Raw genomic sequence first — 20,715 nt, 5'->3', positions numbered from 1 at the left:
GGGCGTCAGTAGCGCTTCTCCGACAGGATGCGCGCGGCGTGCTGCAGCCGGTCGACCGAGCGCTCGGTGTCGGTCAGGGCGCAGCAGCTCACCAGCGTGTCGATGATGGCGAGCTGGGCGACACGGCTGCTCATCGCCTCTGGCCGGTAGCGGGTCTCGTTCGCCACCGTGTGCAGCAGCACCTCGCAATGCGCCGCGAGCGGCGACTTGCCGAGCCGGGTGATGCCGATGGTGCGGGCGCCGGCTGCCTGCGCCAGCCGCGTCGCCAGCACCGTCTCGACCGTGCTGCCCGAATGCGACACCGTGACGGTGGCGACCTCGGGCCCGGTCATGCCGGCGCTGACCGCCTGGACGTGGGAATCGACGATGGCGCTGGCCGCGAGCCCGAGTTGCAGCAGCCGATAAGAGAGATCCTGCGCGATCGGCGCCGCGCTGCCGATGCCGTAGATCTCGATCCGCCGCGCCTGCCGCAACAGCCTCGTCGCTTGCGCCAGCGCGTCCATCGACAGCAGCCGCCGCGTCTCCTGCAGCGAGGCGGCGTGGGCGGCGAAGATGTGGGCGGTCACCGTCGCCGGATCATCGCCCCGGTGCAGATCCTCCTGGATCAGCCGCACCGGCTCGATCAGATCCCGCGCCAGCATGATCTTGAGCTCCTGGAAGCCCCGCACCCCCACGCGGCGGCAGAACGACACGATCGTGCCCTCGCTGACATCGCAGGCCTCGGCCACCTCCGTGATCGACTTGTGAATGAACGGCTCCGGCTGAGCCATGATCAGCTCAGCAATCTGCCTGGCCTTTGGCGGCAGCTCGTTCTGCAACTCGCGCACGCGCGAGAGAATGCCGGTCGCAGCCGGCCCGGAGCTGAAGGTGGAACCCGTCACGCGCGCCTCATTCGTCATGCTGAGAAAATCTCATCATAAGTCATATCATAAATAAATATTTCACAGCGACGTCAAGTCGCACTGCTAACCCTTCGGCCGTTCTCGGGCGAAGGCCGTCACCCGGCCGTCGCCGAATTCCTTCCCAGGATTTCAAAAGGCCGAAACACCATGACAACACGTCGCAATTTTCTGGCAGGCGCCACGGCGGCGGCTGCCTTTGCCAGTATCCGCCAGGCGTTGGCCATTCCGGCGCGGCGCCGGACCGGCACCATTCAGGACGTCAAGCACATCGTCATCCTGATGCAGGAGAACCGCTCGTTCGACCATTACTTCGGCACGCTGCGCGGCGTCCGCGGCTTCGGCGACCGCTTCCCGATTCCACTCGAAAGCGGCAAGCCGGTCTGGTTCCAGTCCGACGGCAGCCGCGAGATCCCGCCCTATCACCGCGACTCCACGACCTCCAACGCGCTCGTCGGCTACGGCACGCCGCATTCGTTCGGCGACAGCCAGGCGGCCTGGAATCAGGGCAAGATGGGATATTGGGCGCAGTACAAGACGCCCTATGCGATGGGCTATTTCGGCCGCGACGACATCCCGTTCCAGTTCGCGCTCGCCGAGGCGTTCACCTTGTGCGACGCGTACCACGCCTCGATCACCACCGGCACCGATCCCAACCGGATCGTGTTCTGGTCCGGCTCCAACTTCAATCCGGCGCTGCGCGCGCAGGGCGTCAACAGCACGACCAACGATTCCGAGCCCAACAACCTCCGCTGCTGGCCGAACCCGTCCAAATGGGTGGCTGGTCAGCCGCAGCCGCAGCCGACCTACAAATATGTCGGCAGCGACTTCAACTGGGACACGCTGCCCGATCTGCTGAACAAGGCCGGCGTCAGCTGGCACATCTATCAGGACATGAACGACAACTGGACCGGCGCGATGCATGGCTGCCTGGCATTCTCCAGTTTTCGCCACGCTCAGCCGAACGATCCGAACTACGTGCACGGTCTGACCGGCGGCGCGGACTATCTGGACCGGCTGAAGGCCGACGTGATGGCCGGCACCCTGCCGCAGGTGTCGTGGATCCTGCCGACCCAGGCCAACTCAGAGCATCCCGGCGGCGGCAGCCCGACCCGCGCCGGCAATTTCACCGATCAGGTGCTGGAGGCGCTGACCGCCAATCCCGAAGTCTGGAGCCAGACCGTCTTCTTCCTGACCTTCGACGAGAATGACGGCTTCTTCGATCATCTGCCCGCGCCGTCGGTGCCGTCCTACGACATCAACGGCAAGCTGATGGGTAAGGCGACGCTGCCGCTCGACGGCGAGTACTTCTCCAACACCGTCGGCAACGTCCTGACCGCGACCGATACGATCAGCGGCAACGTCCGTCCCTGGGGCCTCTCCGCGCGAGTGCCGATGTACGTCGTTTCACCTTGGAGCAAGGGCGGCTGGGTCAACTCGCAGGTGTTCGATCATACGTCGATCGGGCGATTCCTCGAGAAGCGCTTTGCGATCAAGGTCGACGCCATCAGCCCGTGGCATCGCGCGGTGTCGGGCGATCTCACCTCGGCGTTCGACTTCGCCAGCCCGAACGATCCGCGCTTCCCGGAATTGCCCGACCAGAGCAATTGGCAGGCCTCGGATGCGCATCAGAAGACGCTGCCGGCGCCGGCTGCGCCCGCGACGCCGCAGCCGCTGTTCCAGGAGACCGGCGTGCGCTATTCGCGCCCGCTGCCCTACATCCTGCATGCCACCGCGAAGGTCGATGCCGCCTCAGGCAAGGTGAAGCTCTTGTTTGCCAACACCGGCTTCGCCGGCGCCGTGTTCCACGTCTACGACAAGCAGCACCTCGACCTCATCCCGCGCCGCTACACCGTCGAGGCCGGCAAGATGCTCGACGACGAATGGCGTGTCGGCAACGACGGACTCTATGATCTCTGGGTGCTCGGCCCGAACGGCTTCCATCGCCACTTCAGGGGCGATGTCGGCAAGATCAAGCAGGCGCATGCCGCCAACCCCGAGATCTTCGTCGGCTACAACGTCTTCGAGGGCGGCCTGCACATGCAACTGCGCAACGACGGGCAGGGGCGCGTAAACTTCGCGGTGAAGTCCAACGAGATCTACGGACCGCTGCAGGCCGTCACCGCGTCGGTGTCGGCCGCGCTGGAGCCGATGTGTCCGGGCTTCGGTCCGCGGCCGGGGCTGCACCCTGTCGGGTTCGGCGTCGTGCCGGGCTTCCGGCCCGCACCGGATTTCGATGCGCCGGGCTTCGGCTTCGGCGCGCCGGGCTTCTTCCCCGGCCCGAGCCATGGCGGTCCGTCGACGTCGTGGACCGTCAAAGTGTCGGCGCCCGGCCGCCACGGCGAGCTTTACTGGCCTCTGCGCAAGTCCGGCCTGTGGTACGACTTCGTCGTTACCTGCGAGGACGACGACAGCTTCTACCGCCGCGTCGCCGGCCACGTCGAAGCCGGCCGTCCCTCGTTCAGCGATCCCGGCATGGCGCTGGCCGATCGCTTCTGATCACGGCATCCGATACGAGGCTTGCGGAGGGCGCCGATTGGCGCCCTTTCGTTTTGCTTCAGCCGCCGCCGAGATCATGGATCACGGGGGACAGGCCACCTGACGAGACATCCAGCGTGGCGAGCGTGATCGGCAGCTTGAAGCGACGCGGGCCTGCGCTGCCCGGATTCAGGTAGAGCACGCCGCCGATCGTTTCGACCCGCGCACGATGCGAGTGGCCTGAGATCACGACGTCGATGCCGGCCTCAACTGGATTGATGGTCAGATCGTGGACGTCGTGCACGAGGAAGAATGTCCGGCCCTCGAATTGCACGCTGGCGGTCTCCGGATAGACCTTCGCCCACGCGCTCGTGTCGATATTGCCGCGGATCGCGGTCACCGGCGCGATCAGGGCAAGCCGGTCGATGATCTCCGGCCGGCCGATGTCGCCGGCGTGCAGGATGTGATCGACGCCGGCCAGGCATTGCTCCGCCTCCGGCCGCAGCAGGCCGTGGGTGTCGGAAATGATCCCGATCTTCGGCATCGGTCCTGCGAACGAGAGGGGCGGGGTTCAGGCGATCGCGAGGACCTCGATCTCCTGGCCGGACGCCTCGACGACGTCGCCGGCCGCCTTGCCCATCAGGCGCTGTGCCACCGGCGAGACGTAGGAGATCATGCCGCGCTTCGGGTCGGCCTCGTCCTCGCCGACGATCGTGTAGGTCTGCACGCGGCCGTCGCCGCGCCGGAACGTCACCGTGCTGCCGAACGCGATCGCCTCGGTCGAGGCCGGTGGCTGCATCACCTGCGCCGTCCGCAGCCGGCTTGCGAAATAGCGTGCGTCGCGCAGCGGCAGCGCCGATTCACGCCGGCGCTCGTTGACGTCCTCGATGCCCTGCGCCGATTCATAGGCCAGCTGCGCCTCGCGCAGCTGGTCCTCAAGCGCCTTGAGGCCGGCCTTGGTGACGAAATTCGGATGTGGCGACACCGGCCGGTCGGGGAGCAGCGTTTCCGCCGCCGTCTCGGCGCTCTCTTCCTTGGTGAAGGCGACGCTCACGCGAGCAGAACTCCTGCAGAGGGCCGGCGAAATGTCGCCGCCCATTCGGGAGAGATCATGCCGGACGGGCGGATTTCAAGTGGGGCGGCCGCGCCGGGGCCGCCCGAACGATCGTCCGCCCTACGCCTTCGGCGCCTTCGAGGCCAGCGCGTCGGCGACCGCGGTGCGGATATCGGCGACCGAGAACGGCTTGGTGATCACGTCATGCGCGATCGCGTTGAGATTCGATGCCCGCTCGCGCTGATGCGCGAAGCCGGTCATCAGCAGGATGATCAGGTCGGGAAAATCGCGCGCCGCCGACAGCGCCAGTGCGATGCCGTCCATGATCGGCATCTGGATGTCCGTCAGCAGCAGGTCGAAGGCCCCGTTCTCGCGCGTCAGGATGTCGAGCGCCTCGGCGCCATCCTGCGCGGTGACGATTTCGTGCCCGTCCATCGCGATGGCGCGCGCGACCAGGGTCCGCATCGAATCTTCGTCGTCGGCGATCAGCACGCGCGACATGTCATGGCTTCTCCGTCTCGTGGGCCCCGCGGGCGAGCCACGAGACCATCGTCATCATGCATTACCGGCGGCGAGATCGCGCCGGTTGAAGAACCGTATATCGATATTGCGGCCTTCGGGAGGGGGCGAGGCCAGGCGCGATTTGAACGTGGCGCGCTCGCCCGGCTTGAGCGCCGTCTGCTCGAGCAGCGTATTCCAGGCATAGATCTCGGTGCCCTGCGCGTCGCGCACGCTGAAACGCAGCCGGGGCAGGTCGACCGCCTTCTTCGTGACACTGACGATCGTCCCCTCGATCACCAGCACCGGCTTGCCGTCGACGGTTTCGGTCGCCACCTTCACGTCCTTGAAGAAGAGGCCGCGCAGGTTCACCTCGAGCCCGGCCAGTTTGTAGAACGATGCGGTCTGCGGCATCAGCCGGACGACGTCGGCGCGCCACACCACAAGGGCGATCGCGAGCGCCGCCATCGCCGCGGTCAGCACCGGCAGGTGGATCGCCTTCTGGCCCGGCACGTGCAGCCAGGTCGGGCGCTTGATGAATTTGCCGAGGCCGGCGAGGCGCGAGAGCCTGCCTGGTTCCGGCTCCGACTGCTCGGCATCGGCCGTGGTCTCGCTGGGTTCTGCGGTGACGGCGTCCTCGGGCCAGCCGGAAGCGATCGACGGGCTCTCCACCTGGGGAGACGGCTCGTCGGTTTCCTCCCGGGCCAGGGCTTCCCATTCATCGGCGGCGTCGCGCGGCGCAGATGTGTCGCCGGCCTCGGCCATCGCCGGGATCGGCGCCGGTGCCTCGACCGCATCTTCCGGACGTGCCAGCCAGATCTCCCTGCAACGGGAACAGCGTACGTTGCGGCCGGCCATACCCAGGGTTGCCAGATCGATGGCGTAGGACGTCGTACAATGGGGGCAAACGATGAACATCGCGCCGGTTCTCCCAACGGGGCATTGCCGCTTCGTTTCCGACAGTTCGTGCTACAAGGAACGCCATGTGGACGACCGTCGGAACTCAATCGTGCCATTGGTACATGGCAACCATTAACGAACCGGAAACCATAACGAGCGCTCAATCGGGCGATCGTTCCACCGGGCTTGTCGCGTGCGGATCGACTCTGCACGCCGTCGAACGGAGCTGACGCTTTGGTTCGGTTCGAAAACGTTGGGCTACGCTACGGACTGGGGCCGGAGATCCTCCGCGACCTCAGCTTCGCGATTCCGGCCCATTCCTTCCAGTTCCTCACCGGCCCCTCGGGCGCCGGCAAGACCTCGCTGCTCAAGCTCCTGTTCCTGTCGCTGCGGCCGACGCGCGGTCTGGTCAATCTGTTCGGATACGACATCTCGCTGCTGAGCAAGGATGAGATCGCGGATCTGCGCAAGCGTATCGGCATCGTGCTGCAGGACTTCCGCCTGCTCGACCACATGACCACCTATGAGAACGTGGCGCTGCCGTTTCGCGTCATGGGCCGCGACGAGTCGAGCTACCGCAAGGAGGTCATCGACCTCCTGAAATGGGTCGGCCTCGGCGAGCGCATGGATGCGCTGCCGCCGATCTTGTCCGGCGGTGAAAAGCAGCGCGCGGCGATCGCGCGGGCCGTGATCTCGCGGCCGCAACTGCTGCTCGCGGACGAGCCGACCGGCAACGTCGATCCGACGCTCGGGCGCCGCCTGTTGCGGCTGTTCATCGAATTGAACCGCTCGGGGACGGCGGTGATCATCGCAACCCATGACATCACGCTGATGGACCAATACGAGGCCCGCCGGCTGGTGCTGCATCAGGGACGATTGCACATCTATGAGTAGCGTGGACGATCGCGGCCTTCTGGTCGATCTCGGCGATGACCGCCCGCAACTGCCGGCGCAAGCCCGCATCGTGTCGCCGATCGTGCCGCGGGCGTCGATCGCGGGCCGCGCGCTCGTCGCCGTCGTGGCGATCATGACCTTCCTGGCCTCGATCACCACCGGTGCCGTGCTGCTGGTCAGCGAATCGGCGGCCGAGTGGCAGTCGGAGGTGGCAAGCGAGATCACGGTCCAGGTTCGTCCCAGGACCGGCCGCGATCTCGATCGCGACATTGCCCTGGTGACGGAGGCGATGCGGGCCCAATCCGGCATCGTCGAGGTCCGGCCTTTCACCAAGGACGAGTCGGGCAAGCTGCTCGAGCCGTGGCTCGGCAGCGGCCTGTCGTTCGACGAGCTTCCGGTGCCGCGCGTCATCATTGCGCGGGTGCAGCCCGGGACGGCCTTCGATCTCGCGGCACTGCGCAACCGCGTGACCCAGGTTGCGCCGACCGCCAGCGTCGACGATCATCGCGCCTGGATCGAGCGCATGCGCTCGATGACCGGCGCGACGCTGTTCGCCGGATTCGGCATCCTCGTGCTGGTGATCGTGGCCACCATCATCTCGGTGTCGTTCGCGACCCGCGGCGCGATGGCCGCGAACCGGCCGATCGTCGAGGTGTTGCATTTCGTCGGCGCGGGCGACCGCTACATCGCCAATCACTTCCTGCGCCATTTCCTCCAGCTCGGGCTCGAAGGCGGCGTGATCGGCGGCGGGCTCGCAATGCTCGGCTTCGGGTTCTCGGAGTCGATCGCGAACTGGTTCTCTGGTACGCCGGTGGGCGATCAGTTCGCGGCGCTGCTCGGCACGTTCTCGCTGCGCCCGCTCGGCTACGTGGCGATCGCGCTGCAGGCCGTCGTGATCGCCGCGGTGACCGGCTGGGCGGCGCGCCGGACCCTGTTCGCGACGCTGGCGAGCATCGACTGATGGCGGCCTCTATCCCCAGCCGTCTCGTTGCGGATTTCACTTGGCCCAAAAACCGCCTAGAATCGTCTGCGCTGGGATAAGGCAGGGTGGGGTGAGTTGGGTCACGAACACGGTGGAGGTCGCGCGCCACGATCGGCGGCGAGCGAACGTGATCGGGATGCCGGCGAAACCTGCCTGCGGTCCCGGACTTGAAGGACGGGATCGCGCGACGGCATGGCGCCACGCGCAGGCAGGCAAGGAATCGCCAAGCGTTATCGAATGGGGCCAGGGACCGACCATAAGCGCAGGCTGCCGCTCACCGTCGTGGTGGGACGGATGCTCGCGGGCGCCGTCGCCACGCTCGGGATCGGCTTCTTCGTCGCGGCCGTCGGCTTCGTCGGCTTCCTGTCGCAATTGCGGGGCGCCGAGATCAAGCCCGAACGCAAGGCCGACGGCATCGTGGTTCTGACCGGCGGCTCGTCACGGGTCTCGGACGCGGTCGAACTTTTGGCGGGCGGCTATGGCCGCAGGCTGTTGATTTCCGGCGTCCACCCGACCAACGAGGCCAGCGACATCACCCGGTCGCTGCCGGAGGCGCGGTCGTTCATCAATTGCTGCGTCGATCTCGACTATTCCGCGATCAACACCCGCAGCAATGCGGCCCAGACGCGGCGCTGGGCGGCCGAGCGCGGCTTCAAGTCGCTGATCGTGGTGACGTCGAACTATCACATGCCGCGCGCCATCGTCGAACTCTCGCATGCGATGCCGAGCATGGATCTCATTCCCTACGCCGTCGTCGGCGAAAAATGGCGGGACGAGCCGTGGTGGACCAGCGCGCCGACCTTGCGGCTGCTGTTGTCCGAATATGCCAAATATGTCGCCGCCGAAGCGCGGCTGCGGCTCGTCGATCTCGGCCTCGATCTCGTGCCCGAGAGCGAGCAGCCGACCGGCTCGGTCCCGCGCCGTCCGGCGACGGCGCAAGCCAATTGAACTGGGTTTCTGATGGTACTGATCTTCCTGCGTTCGCTCCTGTTCAACATCCTGTTCTATCCGAACTTCGTGTTCTGGGCCGTGGTCGCGCTGCCGACGCTGGTCATGCCGCGCAAGGCGCTGTTGCGCGTCGCGAACTGGTGGGCGCAGAGCAACATTCTGTTGATGCGCATCGTCTGCAACATCCGGGTCGAATATCGCGGCGTCGAGAAGATCCCTACGGGGCCGCTGATCGTCGCCGCCAAGCACCAGTCGATGTGGGAGACGATCTCGCTGCTGCATTTCTTCGATGCGCCGTTCTTCGTGCTGAAGCGCGAGCTGCTGCGCATTCCGGTGTTCGGACAATATCTGGTCAAGGCGAACATGATCGCGATCGACCGCGGCTCCGGCGCCCGGGCCTTGAAGCAGGTGATGCGGCGGGCCGCGGAAGAGGTGAACCGCGGTCGCCAATTCGTGATCTTTCCGGAGGGCACGCGGCGCCCCGTGGGCGCGCCGCCGGACTATAAGGCCGGCGTCGCGCTGATCTATGCCGATTGCGGCGTGCCCTGCCTGCCGGTGGCGCTCAACTCGGGTCTGTTCTGGCCGCGCCGCACCTTCCTGCGCTATCCGGGAACCCTGGTCGTGGAGTTTCTCGATCCGTTGCCGCCGGGCTTGCCGCGCGATGAGTTCATGCGTCGCATCGAGACCGTAATCGAGGATGCGACCAATCGCCTCGTTGCTGCGGGGAGGGCCGAGCAGGCGCAATTGTTCAGCCGTGCGGCGGCGCCTGAACGCGCGTGATCTCTGGTCACGCGGCGTCTCCCCTATCGGCGTGCAGCGAATGAGCGTCGTCGTGCAGCATCATCGCGAGCCGGTGCAGCTGCGCGTCCCGGAAACCCTGAGCCTCGATCGCCTTCACCGTCGAAATCACGTAGTCGCGGTTGGCGCCGGACTGCCCGTGTCCCTGGCGGACATGGCGCAGCTGCTCCTGCTGCGACAGCCGCCCGGCGTATTGAACGTGGCCGCGATCGACGACATAGACCAGCGCGCTGACGCGCTCGCGAGGTTCGTTGTCCAGCCACACCGAGCGCGTGACCTCACGATAGACGGAGGTCACCTGCTCGCGGGCCCGCAAATACGCAATCGTCTCGTCGCGTCTGGCTTCGGCGACACGAAACGCAATCCCGCGACACGCACCGCCACGATCCAGACCCAGCACGAGGCCTGGTTTCTCCGGCGTTCCGCGATGGACGAAGGAGTACACACATAGCGCGCGATGCTCGCCGATCAGCCGCGCCGGCACCTGCTCGACGAAGTCGAAACCGGGACGCCACATCAGCGAGCCATAGCCGAACACCCAGAGATCGCCGTGGGGAAGGTCGCGTGCGGACAGAGTCATTGCAGACATCAGAGCGGAAGCCTAAGTGAGGTGCTCGCGAATTGTTAACTCAGGTACACAATCCGTGATCGTGGAATTGCCAAATTTGCTGCCCAAAGGGTGTCCTGCATGTCTCGTTCGTCGCAAGCGCCCCGCAGGCGCCCGCTCTGGGGGCTCTTCATTGCTCCCGTCCTGCTCCTGATCGCAGCCATCGCGTGGAGCGCATTCTGGTTCTTCGCCGCATCGCAGGTGGATGTCCAGGCCGATGCCTGGCGCGCCCGCGAGGCGAAGTCCGGCCGCGTCTATGACTGCGCGAAGCGCTCCGTCGCCGGCTTCCCGTTCCGGCTCGAGATTCGCTGTGCGGACCCGAGCGTCGCCCTGTTCTCGCAGTCGGCTGGCACGCCGCTGATGAACGCCAAGCTCGACGAGATTCTGGTTCTCGCGCAGGTGTGGGACCCGCAGCGGATCATTGCCGAGTTCAAGGGACCGGCAACCATCGCCGATGGCCGCGGGCCGGCCTCGTTCGCGGTCAATTGGCAGGTCGGCCAGGCCAGCGTGCGCGGTCTCCCGGCTGCGCCCCAGCGCGCGGATCTGGTGTTCGAACAGCCGACCATCGACCGCATCGAGGGCGGCGCCGCCGTGCCGGCGGCGCGGGCCGATCACGCCGAATTGCACGGCCGTCTCGCCGAGGGCACGCCGTCCGATCATCCCGTGCTGGAGACGTCGCTGCAGATCGTAAACGGCAGCATCCAGGGCAGTCATCCGCTGCTTGCCGAACCGTTCAATACCGACATCCAGGCCCGGCTCACGGGGCTGAAGGATTTCCGTCCCAAACCCTGGCCCGAGCGGTTTCGTGAGATCCAGGCGGCGGGCGGTCATGTCGAGATCGTCCAGTCGCGGATCCAGCAGGGTGAACTGCTGGCGGTCGCCTCGGGCACGCTGACGCTGACCGCCAATGGCGGGATCGACGGCGAGGTCCAGATGACGGTCGCGGGCATTGAAAAGGTCATCCCGGCGCTCGGCCTCGACAAGATGCTCGACAACGGCGTGCCGCAGGGGGCGCTGGATCGCGTCGCGCCGGGCGTGAAGTCGCAGGACGTCAACAACCTGCTGGGGGCGCTCGACCGCGCCATTCCCGGCCTCGGCAAGGTCGTCAAGCAGAACGCCAATGTCGGCGTCGCGCTCGGCATCAATGCACTGGGCAAGGAAGCCACGCTCGAAGGCCGCAAGGCGCGGACCTTCCCGTTGCGCTTCTCCGACGGGGTGGTGATGCTCGGTGCGTTCAAGGTTGCCCGCGTCCCTCCGCTGTTCTGATCGCTCAGGGCTTCTTGATCTGCGGCAGCGGCCGGCCGAAATCGGCGGCTGCCGAATCCTGGCCGATGTCGACGATGCCGCGGCGGATCGCGCGGGTGCGCGTGAAGTGATCGAACAGCGCCTCGCCGTCGCCGCGGCGGATCGCCCGCGTCAGCTTGGACAGATCCTCGGTGAAGGTGCCGAGCATGTCGAGCACGGCGTCCTTGTTGCTCAGGAAGATGTCGCGCCACATCGTGGGGTCGGAGGCGGCGATGCGGGTGAAGTCGCGAAAGCCGCCGGCGGAGAACTTGATCACCTCGGACTCGGTCACTTGCGCCAGCTCGTCGGCGGTGCCGACGATGGTGTAGGCGATCAGATGCGGCAGATGGCTGGTGATCGCGAGCACGCGGTCGTGATGATCCGGCGTCATGATCTCGACCTTGGCGCCGAGCGCGGCCCAGAAGGCGCGGAGCCGATCGATCGCGCCGGCATCGACGCCGTCCGGCGGCGTCAGGATGCACCAGCGGTTGATGAACAGCTCGGCGAATCCGGAATCGGGTCCGGAATTCTCCGTGCCGGCGACCGGATGCGCCGGGACGAAATGGACATGCGCCGGCAGATGCGGAGCCATGTCGCGGACGATCGCCCCCTTCACCGAGCCGACGTCGGAGACGATGGCGCCGGGCTTCAGATGCGGCGCGATCTCTTCCGCCACCGGGCCGCAGGCGCCGACGGGAATGCAGAGGATGACGAGATCGGCATCCTTCACGGCCTCTGCATTGCTCGTGACGACGCGGTCGACGATGCCGAGCTCGGCGACGCGCGCCCGCGTCTTGTCCGAACGCGCCGTGGTGACGATCTCGCCGGCCATACCCTGCAGCTTTGCCGCGCGCGCGATCGAGCCGCCGATCAGGCCGAACCCGATCAGCGCGACGCGTTCGAAATGCCCCGACCCGCTCACTTAGCCCCCATGAAGTCGCGCAAGCCGTCGACCACGAGACGATTGGCCTCCTCGGTGCCGATCGTCATGCGCAGTGCGTTCGGCAGCTTGTAGTTGGCGAGCGCGCGCAGCACGAGGCCGCGGCGGGTCAGGAACGCGTCGGCCTCGACCGCCGTCCTGCCGTTCTTGGTCGGGAAGTGGATCAGGATGAAGTTGGTGACGCTCGGCGTCACCTTCAGCCCGAGCTTGCCGATCTCCTCGGTCAGCCAGTTGCGCCACGTCTCCGTGTGCGTCTTCGACATCTGCTGATGCGCGGTGTCCTCGATCGCGGCCACTGCCGCCAGCATCGCCGGCGACGAGACGTTGAACGGCCCGCGGATGCGGTTGATGGCATCGACGATGTGCGCCGGACCGAACATCCAGCCGACGCGCAGAGCGGCGAGGCCGTGGATCTTGGAAAAGGTGTGCGTGACAACGGTGTTCTCGGTGGTCGCGACCAGCTCGAGGCCGAACTCATAGTCGTTGCGCGAGACGTAGTCCGCATAGGCCGCGTCGAGCACCAGGACGACATGCGAAGGCAGGCCGGCGCGCAGCCGCCTGACCTCGTCGAACGGGATGTAGGTGCCGGTCGGGTTGTTCGGGTTGGCGAGCCACACCAGCTTGGTGCGCGGCGTCACTGCGGCGAGGATCGCATCGACATCGGTGCGATACTCGGTCTCCGCGGCGACCACGTTCTTGGCGCCGCAGCCCATGGTCGCGATCGGATAGACCAGGAAGCCGTGCGTGGTCGAGATCGCCTCGTCGCCCTGGCCCAGGAAAGCGTGCGCCAGCAAATTGAGGATCTCGTCGGAGCCGGCGCCGCAGACGATGCGGTCGGGATCGAGGCCGTAGGTGCGTCCGATCGCCTCGCGCAGCACCCGCGAGGTGCCTTCCGGATAATCCTCCAGATGCGTGGCCGCGCTCTTGAACGCCTCGATCGCCTTGGGCGAGGGGCCGAACGGGGTCTCGTTGGCCGAGAGCTTGAACACCTTGCGGCCCGCCTCCGGTTGCGGGCTCTTGCCGGGCGTATAGGGCGCAATGTCTGATATGCCGGGGTTCGGCACGGGGCGGTTCATCATCAACTCCGGAAAATCGTCACTGGCGCGGGGCGTCTCAGCTGGGAACCGTATAGCGCTTTGCATGGCCGCCGACGAGGGCCGCGGAGCGCACCGAGGCACCTGCCGCGATCAGGGCGGACTTGATTTTGTCGAGGGTGGACGGCGCCTCGATCGACACCAGCAGCGCGGCGCCGTCGAAGGCGGTATCCGGTACGGCGATAACGTCGGCGAGCGGCGACAGCGCGCGCGACACCTGCGCATTCCAGCCGGAGACGCGAATGCTCCAGGTCTCGACCTCCAGCAGCAGCGCATCGTCGGCGACGCGCGACACCGCGAACACCGGCAACGCCGCCGGATGATCGGCGCGCTCGATGAACGGCAGCCGCGCGATGACCTTTGGGGCGCCCGCCGGCTCGAGCGTGATCCACCACGGCGAATGGCCCGAGGTTGTCGAGACCAGCGCGAGATCGCCCTTCGAGCGCGCCACGGCTTCGACGGCGGCCTGAGCGCTGAAATGCGCGACATACGGCACCACGAAGCCGAAATGGAACCGGGCGGAATCGCGCATCGCGGATTCGCCGACCGACACGTCGGCATGCACCGAGAACGGCGCCTGGACATAGGTGAACGTCGAGACGATCACGCGCCAAATGCCCTCGACGGTGTCGAGCGGCAGGATGCCGCGATGGCGCTGCACCAGGCGGCGCATCATGTCGGCCTCGCGCGCGGGCCGGAACGCCGAGCCGACCTCCTGGGTCTTCTTGACCTTGATCAGGCGGTCGATGATGTCGCCCCGCTGCATCAGCAGCTGATGCACCTGCTCGTCGATCGCGTCGATCTCCTTGCGCAAATCGGCAAGCGAAGGCGGGGCGGGCGGGGGGTTCGACATGGGCTCAAGTCACTCTGCGCGGGCGACGCGCTGACGCGCGGCCGACTGGAATGGATGCCGTTCTCTCCGATGCGGCAGGCCGGTGCAACACCAAGTTTACCCGGGTCTGCCTACGCTGCAGGCGGGCCGCGGCGGCGGGCCCTTGGAGCTGCCTTTCGCAGCGGGGCTTGCCTTGACGAGAGGCGGCCGCGGGACTAGCTTCTGCCTGTTCCGTGGTCATTTGAGCCGGCCGGCTTGCAGCCACGTTAAAAAACTCGCTAAACAGGCCGGGGACGTTATCGATCCCGGCCGACCCCCAGTTCGGGCCGGGTTTTTCATGGCCTGATGTGTCACGTGGTTCGGGAGCCCTTGCCGGATGGCCGGGGTGAAAGACATGACAGGCCTGACGCCGAAATCCACACCTGCTCTGCGCGCGGTGACCCCCCAGGAGCGATCCGAAGAAAGGTCGCACGAGGTCGATCATCCGAGCTCGCCGGTCGCGCAGTTCGGCGCCGACAAGCCGCTCAAGCTCGATTGCGGCGTCGACCTCGCGCCGTTCCAGATCGCCTACCAGACCTATGGCGAGCTCAACGCCGAGAAGTCGAACGCCGTGCTGGTCTGCCACGCGCTGACCGGCGACCAGCACGTCGCCAACCGCCATCCGGTCACCGGCAAGCCCGGCTGGTGGGAGACGCTGGTCGGTCCGGGCCGGCCGCTCGATCCCAGCCGCTATTTCATCATCTGCTCGAACGTGATCGGCGGCTGCATGGGCTCGACCGGGCCGGCCTCGCTGAACCCTGCGACCGGCAAGGTGTGGGGGCTCGACTTCCCGATCATCACCATCCCCGACATGGTGCGCGCGCAGGCGATGCTGATCGACCATCTCGGCATCGAAACGCTGTTCGCCGTGGTCGGCGGCTCGATGGGCGGCATGCAGGCGCTGCAATGGACGGTGGCCTATCCGCAGCGCGTGTTCGCCAATCTCGCGATCGCCTGTGCGACGCGGCACTCGGCGCAGAACATCGCCTTCCACGAGCTCGGCCGCCAGGCTGTCATGGCCGATCCCGACTGGGACCATGGCCGCTATGGCGACAAGGGCACGCATCCGCATCGCGGGCTCGCGGTGGCGCGGATGGCCGCGCACATCACTTATCTGTCGGACGCGGCGCTGCATCGCAAGTTCGGCCGCCGCATGCAGGACCGCGAGCTGCCGACCTTCTCGTTCGACGCCGACTTCCAGGTCGAGAGCTATCTGCGCTACCAGGGCTCGTCCTTCGTCGAGCGCTTCGACGCCAATTCCTATCTCTATCTGACGCGCGCGATGGATTATTTCGACATCGCCGGCGACCATGACGGTGTGCTGGCGGCGGCGTTCCGCGGCATCAAGACCCGCTTCTGCGTGGTGTCCTTCACCAGCGACTGGCTGTTCCCCACCTCGGAATCGCGGGCGCTGGTGCACGCCCTCAACGCCTCCAGCGCGCGGGTGTCGTTCGCCGAGATCGAGACCGACAAGGGGCACGACGCGTTCCTGCTCGACGTGCCCGAATTCATCGACATCGCCCGCGCCTTTCTCGAATCTGCCGGCAAGGCGCGCGGCCTCGAGGCCGTGACAGGAGGCTGAGCCATGAGCATGCAGGGCGTGTTGCCGCTGAGCGGCTTTTCCGGCGGCGAGGTGCTGGCCTATCGTCCCGATCACCTGCTGGTCGCCGGCATGGTCGAGCGCGGCTCCAAGGTGCTCGACATCGGCTGCGGCGATGGCGACCTGCTGCAACTGCTGGAGAGCCGCGGCATCGACGGCCGCGGCATCGAGCTGTCGCGCGAGGGCGTCAACCATTGCGTCGCCAAGGGGCTCGCGGTGGTGCAGGGCGATGCCGACACGGATCTCGTCGACTATCCCGACGACGCCTTCGACTACGTGATCCTGTCGCAGACGCTGCAGGCGACGCGGCGGCCCAAGGACGTTCTGGAAAATCTCCTGCGCATCGGCCGCCGCGCCATCGTCACCTTCCCGAATTTCGGCTTCTGGCGCCTGCGCCTGCAACTGCTCGTGGGCGGCCACATGCCGCGCACCGACAATCTGCCCTTCACCTGGTACGACACGCCCAACATCCATTTCTGCACCATCAAGGACTTCGTGCAGCTCTGCGACGAGATCGGCGTCAAGATGGAACGCGCCGTCGCCCTCGACGCCTACGCCCGCCCGCTGCGCGTCGCCATGCCCTGGTGGTTCTGGAACATGTTCGGCGAGCAGGGCGTGTTCCTGCTGAGCAGGGCAGAGAAGGGGCGGTAGGGCGAGGGTGCGACCGCCCAGGGTTGCCATCGACGTTTGTGTGTCCGCTCTCTCCACCGTCATGGCCGGGCTCCGTCCCGGCCATCCACGCCGTCCGGCATCCTGCGAGCCCCGTGGATGCCCGGGACGTAGCCCGGGCATGACGAGCAACCCAATTGCGACCGAGCATGGGGTGAGCGATGGTTCACGTCTTTCTCTCCACCGTCATGGCCGGGCATGTCCCGGCCATCCACGTCGTTCGGCATCCTGAGAACCACGTGGATGCCCGGGACGGAGCCCGGGCATGACGAGTAACCCAATTGCGATCGAGCATGGGTGAGCGATGGTTCATGTCTCTCTCTCCGCCGTCATGGCCGGGCTTGTCCCGGCCATCCACGTCTTGCAGTATGGCGACATGGCGGGTGGCTACGTTTACTTCATGACCAATCGTCCCAACGGCACGCTCTACGTCGGCGTGACCAGTGATCTCGTGCAGCGCGTCTATCAGCACCGATGCGGCTTCGTCGATGGCTTCACCAAACGATATGGCTTGAAGCGGCTCGTCTACTTCGAGGTCTTCGACGACATTCAGAGCGCGATCCAACGGGAACACAACATCAAACACTGGTCGCGTGCCTGGAAGGTTGGACTGATCCTTGCTAGCAATCCCGACTGGGATGATCTCTACGATACGATCACAGCTTGAGGCGTGCACGCGGACGGACGTGGATGGCCGGGACAAGCCCGGCCATGACGAGCTTGGGGTTGGCGGATTTCACGTTTCAAAGAGCCGGACTGGTTGAGACAGGTTCAAGCGGCAGAGTTGGCCGAGACACAATTCCGCGTCCTCGCCGCGCATCTGCGCCCGAGCTATGCGTCACGTCTCGCCTCCGAAAACGCAGAGGCGCAGGGAAGGCCGGATGCTGGCCGCACCCATGGCCCGCCTGCTCAAAAAAATGCAGGCGGCAGGTACCACAGGTACGAGCCGGAACACCCGGCCTTCCCTGCGCGATGGTTGTACGGCTGCTTCGCGTTCTCCCCGGTGCGCCGGGCTTTCTGGCCACCGTCGTCGGCGAAATTCATCGCCAACTTGATCCTAGCGTCGGAGGATCAGGACCGCGCGACTTGACCGTGCGTGCCGGAATTGTTCGTCTGCGCAGAGCAAGCCCCACGCGCAATCCGACACGCCCACCGCATCCCACCTCAGCGTTCGTGACGACCGCGATACGCCCCTCTTGCTGTGAGGCGGGACGGGCGGGAATCTGCGCTTGATTTGCCCGACGATGCAAGCTCGCAAGGTGCGGCAAACCAACACGACGGGCAGTTCATGCATGAGGTCCATGCGCAAATTGCCCGTCGTGCAACGCGTGAGGCGCACATTCGTCAGAGCCTGGCCTGCGGGCCCCCGGATATCTTCACGTCATTCCATGTCGCGCCCAGGTCGGGATGGTCATGCAACTCAGAGCAATCCGGCCTTGTGCATGATGTCCCGGATCTGGGCCGGACTGGGGTCGCCGACGGCCGCGTTGGACCACTCGGCCGTCGTCTTTGCCGGCCCCCGCGCGACTGCGCCCGAGCCGTTCGGCTTCGCATGAGGGACTTGCGGCTTCGTCGGCGTCGCGCTCTGGGCGTCGCCCCGCGCAAGTCCAAACAGGCGACGCAGGATATCCAGCGAGGGATCGGTGGCGGGTGAGGCGCCCACGTTCCCCTCCAGGCCCAATGCGCGCACCGCGTTCGGCAGTCCGGCGCCCGATCGGTTGGAATCGCCGAACTGCAGCGGCGTCGACGTGTCCTTCAGGATCTGGAACAGCCGCTCCACCCGACGCGCGTCGCGCGTCTGGAATGCACCCTTGAAGTCGGGGTGATGCGCCAGCACGAGCGCGGCCAGGCCGGTGACGTGTGGCGTCGCCATCGATGTGCCGTCCCAGGCGCCGAAACCATCGGCCGGAAGCGAGGACACGATGCCGACGCCGGGCGCGCAGACATCGATCTCCGGGCCGAAGCAACTGAACTTCGCGGGGAAATATCCGTCGCGGCTCTGGAAGCCGTCCAGTGCCTGCTGCGCGTGGAAGCTGTCGTCGGGAAACTCGCCCCATTTGCCCATCGCGGCGACCGACAGGCAATGCGGCGTCGAGCCCGGAAACTGAACGGGCCCCGAGGAGTTTCCTGCGGCGACGATGCAGGCAAGGCCCATCTGCTTGGCGCGCAGAATCCGGTCCTCGATGATCTGCGACGGCTCGCCGCCGCCGAGACTCATGTTGGCGACGTCGATGCCATGTTCCATGCAGTAGTCGAGTGCCGAGATGAGATCGCTGAACCGGCCACCCGGGAAGATTCGGCAGACATGGATTTCGGCCGCGGGAGCGAAGCCGCGAATGCCGCCGCCGGTCCCGATCGGACCGCCGGCGATGATTCCGGCGCAATGCGAACCGTGACCGATGGTATCGACGCTCCAGGCCGCGGGATCGCCGACCATGCTGGTGCCGATCGTGACGCCGTGCAGATTGCGGTGCGTCGGCGCCGCGCCGGAGTCGATGATCGCAATCTTCACTCCCGCGCCGTTGTAGGTCAGAGGGACGCGGTCGAGTCCCATCGCGCGCTGGCCCCAGCCCAGGATCTGCTGGCCGGGAAAGTCCCGCAGATACGCGCCGAGCGCCTTCGGCCCAATTCGATTCACGGCGTCAGGGATGAGCTGCGGACGATCGAGCCAGAAGGTCCAGTAGTCGACGCGCGGCTTGACGAGGATGGCGCGGATCGTATCCGGCGTTTCGCCCTGAATCTTCAGCGTGACGCGGCCATTGGCGTCGGTGACGCCCTGGACCGGCCACACGCTGCCGAAAACATATACTTCGGTCTCCGGCAGCGGACCGTTCTCGCCGGACACCTCGATCGTCGTCGAGAACCCGTCTGCCAAGGGAAACAGAACGCCGGGATTGGGAAGCTGGTGGGCCGCCGGCACATGCGGCACCGTCGGATCGAGCATGTAGCTCAGCGGCGCATCGCGCTCGACCGCGAGCCGGGCTCCTGCCTGGGTCTTCAACAGCTCGGCCTTGTCGGGAGCCATTCGGGCAAGCACCATCGGACCGAGCGGGACTTGTCCCGGATCGGCGCTCTGAAATCCGAACAGCCGCGGCGGATGGATCGTTTTCACCACGTCGATGTCCGGACTATTCGTCAATTGCTGAACGACGAAATCGGCGCTGAAGGTCTCGACCCCCATCTGCTGACGCGGGGCGAGCATGTACTGTGCCCGCCGCGGTGCGATCGTTGCGGCAGGCTGCTCTTCCGCAGGCGCTGCCGTGCCGCCGTCGCCGGGGGCTCGGCCGGTCCCTCGCGCCGCAGGGCCGGGCGCGCCGGCCCCGGAGGCTGCCGCATGCAGCGCCGGGGCCGGGTCAGTTGCCGGCTGATCCGCGACTCCGGGCTGTGCGCCGGTGCCGTTGACGGCCATCCCGGCCTCTTTCTCGTCGGACATTTCGGGTTTGCTTCTCGCAGCCATTTTGTGGGCTCCTTCATCCTTCAAACCGTCGGGGGAGGGGCGCAGCAAGGGTCAGCCGGCGCCATATGATTTCAGTTGGGCATTCGGCTCCACCACGATCGTGCTGAACGTCGATCGGAGGTGATCGGCCTGGGTCTTCGTCATGGAGAGGATGACGACGTCGGGCGCGACTTGCCCGACGCGTTTCACGTTGGGCTCACCACGCAAGTGATCTGCCAGTTGACCGGATTTGACCGGTTCGCCTTGCACGATGAATTCCTGGGGCGTGTTCGAGTCCGCCATGCGTCGCTCCATCCATGTCAGGTCGGCGGCGGGCGGACTTGCATGCGCCCGCCGCTTGCATGTTTCTTGTGATCCGACATCTGGCGTTCAGTTCGTTGCAGACTGATGCGAAGGTCGGAGCCGTATCGTCAGTGCATCGTGGTGCCGGTCTGTCCGGCGTTGAAGACGCCGAGCTTGTGACCGATGTCGAGGCCGGTCTGGGTGGTCTTGCTGATCTTCTTCAGCACGTTCCAGAAGTTCTGCAGCTCCATGTCGGTCGGGGGCGGCTCGGCTGCCGCCTGCGGCTGCGGGCCGGCGTTGAAGATGCCGAGCTTGTGGCCGATGTCGAGACCGGTCTGGGCACCCTTGCCGATCTTCTTGAGCACGTCCCAGAAGCCCTGCAACTCCATGTCGGTCGGGGGCGGTTCGACGGCGGCCTGCATGCCGGGCTGGCCGGCGCTGAAGATGCCGAGCTTGTGGC

General features: G+C 66.3%; 22 protein-coding genes and 1 riboswitch. Of the genes, 9 read left to right on the top strand and 13 right to left on the bottom strand.

Going from position 1 to position 20,715, the window contains the following annotated elements; translation table 11 throughout:
• Positions 1-5: 5 nt before the first annotated feature.
• Positions 6-881: a MurR/RpiR family transcriptional regulator gene (locus ACQR1B_RS03610; protein ID WP_434834212.1), complete on the bottom strand. Its 876-nt coding sequence runs from the start codon at positions 879-881 to the stop codon at positions 6-8.
• A gap of 168 nt (positions 882-1,049) precedes the next feature.
• Here ACQR1B_RS03610 and ACQR1B_RS03605 point away from each other — a divergent pair, with 168 nt between their 5' ends.
• Positions 1,050-3,398 carry a phosphocholine-specific phospholipase C gene (locus tag ACQR1B_RS03605; RefSeq protein WP_434834213.1) on the top strand — a complete coding sequence of 783 codons (2,349 nt, stop codon included), beginning with the start codon at positions 1,050-1,052 and terminating at the stop codon, positions 3,396-3,398.
• 58 nt (positions 3,399-3,456) lie between these two features.
• Here the strand turns inward: ACQR1B_RS03605 and ACQR1B_RS03600 are convergent, their stop codons facing one another.
• The 4 genes from ACQR1B_RS03600 to ACQR1B_RS03585 form a co-directional block, all read right to left on the bottom strand.
• Complete coding sequence (locus tag ACQR1B_RS03600; RefSeq protein ID WP_434834214.1) at positions 3,457-3,921, bottom strand: metallophosphoesterase family protein; 465 nt, start codon at positions 3,919-3,921, stop codon at positions 3,457-3,459.
• A gap of 27 nt (positions 3,922-3,948) precedes the next feature.
• On the bottom strand, positions 3,949-4,431 hold the full coding sequence (gene greA / locus ACQR1B_RS03595) for a transcription elongation factor GreA (protein ID WP_434834215.1): 483 nt from the start codon (positions 4,429-4,431) through the stop codon (positions 3,949-3,951).
• Between the two features lie 120 nt (positions 4,432-4,551).
• Positions 4,552-4,932 (bottom strand): response regulator, encoded by a 381-nt coding sequence (locus ACQR1B_RS03590; protein ID WP_434834216.1) that lies wholly within the window; start codon positions 4,930-4,932, stop codon positions 4,552-4,554.
• A gap of 54 nt (positions 4,933-4,986) precedes the next feature.
• A complete protein-coding gene (locus tag ACQR1B_RS03585; RefSeq protein ID WP_434834217.1) occupies positions 4,987-5,847 on the bottom strand; it encodes an MJ0042-type zinc finger domain-containing protein in 861 nt (286 codons plus the stop codon).
• Between the two features lie 216 nt (positions 5,848-6,063).
• Here ACQR1B_RS03585 and ftsE point away from each other — a divergent pair, with 216 nt between their 5' ends.
• The 4 genes from ftsE to ACQR1B_RS03565 all read left to right on the top strand — a co-directional run bounded on the left by ftsE (position 6,064) and on the right by ACQR1B_RS03565 (position 9,433).
• Positions 6,064-6,723: a cell division ATP-binding protein FtsE gene (gene ftsE / locus ACQR1B_RS03580; RefSeq protein ID WP_434834218.1), complete on the top strand. Its 660-nt coding sequence runs from the start codon at positions 6,064-6,066 to the stop codon at positions 6,721-6,723.
• Positions 6,716-7,684: a cell division protein FtsX gene (locus ACQR1B_RS03575; RefSeq protein ID WP_434834219.1), complete on the top strand. Its 969-nt coding sequence runs from the start codon at positions 6,716-6,718 to the stop codon at positions 7,682-7,684. The genes ftsE and ACQR1B_RS03575 overlap by 8 nt, the downstream gene beginning before the upstream one ends.
• Positions 7,685-7,942: 258 nt before the next feature.
• Positions 7,943-8,653, top strand: a complete 711-nt coding sequence (locus ACQR1B_RS03570) for a YdcF family protein (protein ID WP_434834220.1) — start codon at positions 7,943-7,945, stop codon at positions 8,651-8,653.
• A gap of 12 nt (positions 8,654-8,665) precedes the next feature.
• Positions 8,666-9,433, top strand: coding sequence for a lysophospholipid acyltransferase family protein (locus tag ACQR1B_RS03565; protein ID WP_434834221.1), 768 nt, complete (start codon positions 8,666-8,668; stop codon positions 9,431-9,433).
• A gap of 7 nt (positions 9,434-9,440) precedes the next feature.
• On the opposite strand, the gene ACQR1B_RS03560 is transcribed toward ACQR1B_RS03565, so the two are convergent.
• Entirely contained in the window at positions 9,441-10,040 is a 600-nt protein-coding gene (locus ACQR1B_RS03560) for a gamma-glutamylcyclotransferase (protein WP_434834222.1), read from the bottom strand.
• Between the two features lie 99 nt (positions 10,041-10,139).
• On the opposite strand from ACQR1B_RS03560, the gene ACQR1B_RS03555 reads away from it, so the two are divergent.
• The gene (locus tag ACQR1B_RS03555) at positions 10,140-11,324 is read left to right on the top strand and encodes a DUF2125 domain-containing protein (protein WP_434834223.1); all 1,185 of its coding nucleotides are present in this window, start codon (positions 10,140-10,142) and stop codon (positions 11,322-11,324) included.
• Between the two features lie 4 nt (positions 11,325-11,328).
• Here ACQR1B_RS03555 and ACQR1B_RS03550 read toward each other — a convergent pair whose 3' ends face one another.
• From ACQR1B_RS03550 to ACQR1B_RS03540, 3 genes are read right to left on the bottom strand one after another with little or no spacing between them, the layout of a single operon-like run.
• Positions 11,329-12,264 (bottom strand): prephenate/arogenate dehydrogenase family protein, encoded by a 936-nt coding sequence (locus ACQR1B_RS03550; protein WP_434834224.1) that lies wholly within the window; start codon positions 12,262-12,264, stop codon positions 11,329-11,331.
• Positions 12,261-13,358, bottom strand: coding sequence for a histidinol-phosphate transaminase (hisC, locus tag ACQR1B_RS03545; protein WP_434834225.1), 1,098 nt, complete (start codon positions 13,356-13,358; stop codon positions 12,261-12,263). Before hisC ends, ACQR1B_RS03550 begins: the two co-directional genes overlap by 4 nt.
• Positions 13,359-13,395: 37 nt before the next feature.
• The gene (locus ACQR1B_RS03540; protein WP_434834226.1) at positions 13,396-14,229 is read right to left on the bottom strand and encodes a chorismate mutase; all 834 of its coding nucleotides are present in this window, start codon (positions 14,227-14,229) and stop codon (positions 13,396-13,398) included.
• A 202-nt stretch (positions 14,230-14,431) separates the two neighbouring features.
• Positions 14,432-14,511: riboswitch (SAM riboswitch) on the top strand.
• Positions 14,512-14,602: 91 nt separating this feature from the next.
• Here ACQR1B_RS03540 and metX point away from each other — a divergent pair.
• The 3 genes from metX to ACQR1B_RS03525 all read left to right on the top strand — a co-directional run bounded on the left by metX (position 14,603) and on the right by ACQR1B_RS03525 (position 17,183).
• Positions 14,603-15,829 carry a homoserine O-acetyltransferase MetX gene (gene metX, locus ACQR1B_RS03535; protein ID WP_434834227.1) on the top strand — a complete coding sequence of 409 codons (1,227 nt, stop codon included), beginning with the start codon at positions 14,603-14,605 and terminating at the stop codon, positions 15,827-15,829.
• A 3-nt stretch (positions 15,830-15,832) separates the two neighbouring features.
• Positions 15,833-16,498, top strand: coding sequence for a methionine biosynthesis protein MetW (metW, locus tag ACQR1B_RS03530; RefSeq protein ID WP_434834228.1), 666 nt, complete (start codon positions 15,833-15,835; stop codon positions 16,496-16,498).
• A gap of 349 nt (positions 16,499-16,847) precedes the next feature.
• Positions 16,848-17,183, top strand: a complete 336-nt coding sequence (locus tag ACQR1B_RS03525; RefSeq protein WP_434834253.1) for a GIY-YIG nuclease family protein — start codon at positions 16,848-16,850, stop codon at positions 17,181-17,183.
• 242 nt (positions 17,184-17,425) lie between these two features.
• Here the strand turns inward: ACQR1B_RS03525 and ACQR1B_RS03520 are convergent, their stop codons facing one another.
• From ACQR1B_RS03520 to ACQR1B_RS03505, 4 genes are all read right to left on the bottom strand, one after another.
• A complete protein-coding gene (locus ACQR1B_RS03520; protein ID WP_434834229.1) occupies positions 17,426-17,560 on the bottom strand; it encodes a hypothetical protein in 135 nt (44 codons plus the stop codon).
• Between the two features lie 376 nt (positions 17,561-17,936).
• Positions 17,937-19,949 carry a S8 family serine peptidase gene (locus ACQR1B_RS03515; RefSeq protein ID WP_434834230.1) on the bottom strand — a complete coding sequence of 671 codons (2,013 nt, stop codon included), beginning with the start codon at positions 19,947-19,949 and terminating at the stop codon, positions 17,937-17,939.
• A 75-nt stretch (positions 19,950-20,024) separates the two neighbouring features.
• Positions 20,025-20,255: a hypothetical protein gene (locus ACQR1B_RS03510; protein ID WP_434834231.1), complete on the bottom strand. Its 231-nt coding sequence runs from the start codon at positions 20,253-20,255 to the stop codon at positions 20,025-20,027.
• A 128-nt stretch (positions 20,256-20,383) separates the two neighbouring features.
• Positions 20,384-20,715 (bottom strand): hypothetical protein (locus ACQR1B_RS03505; RefSeq protein ID WP_434871315.1); only part of this gene is annotated, 332 nt, incomplete at its 5' end.

The organism is Bradyrhizobium oligotrophicum (assembly GCF_051168495.1).
GTDB lineage: Bacteria > Pseudomonadota > Alphaproteobacteria > Rhizobiales > Xanthobacteraceae > Bradyrhizobium > Bradyrhizobium oligotrophicum_A.
The sequence above is the reverse complement of the archived record's forward strand: the minus strand, read 5'-3'. Positions and strand labels throughout refer to the sequence as shown.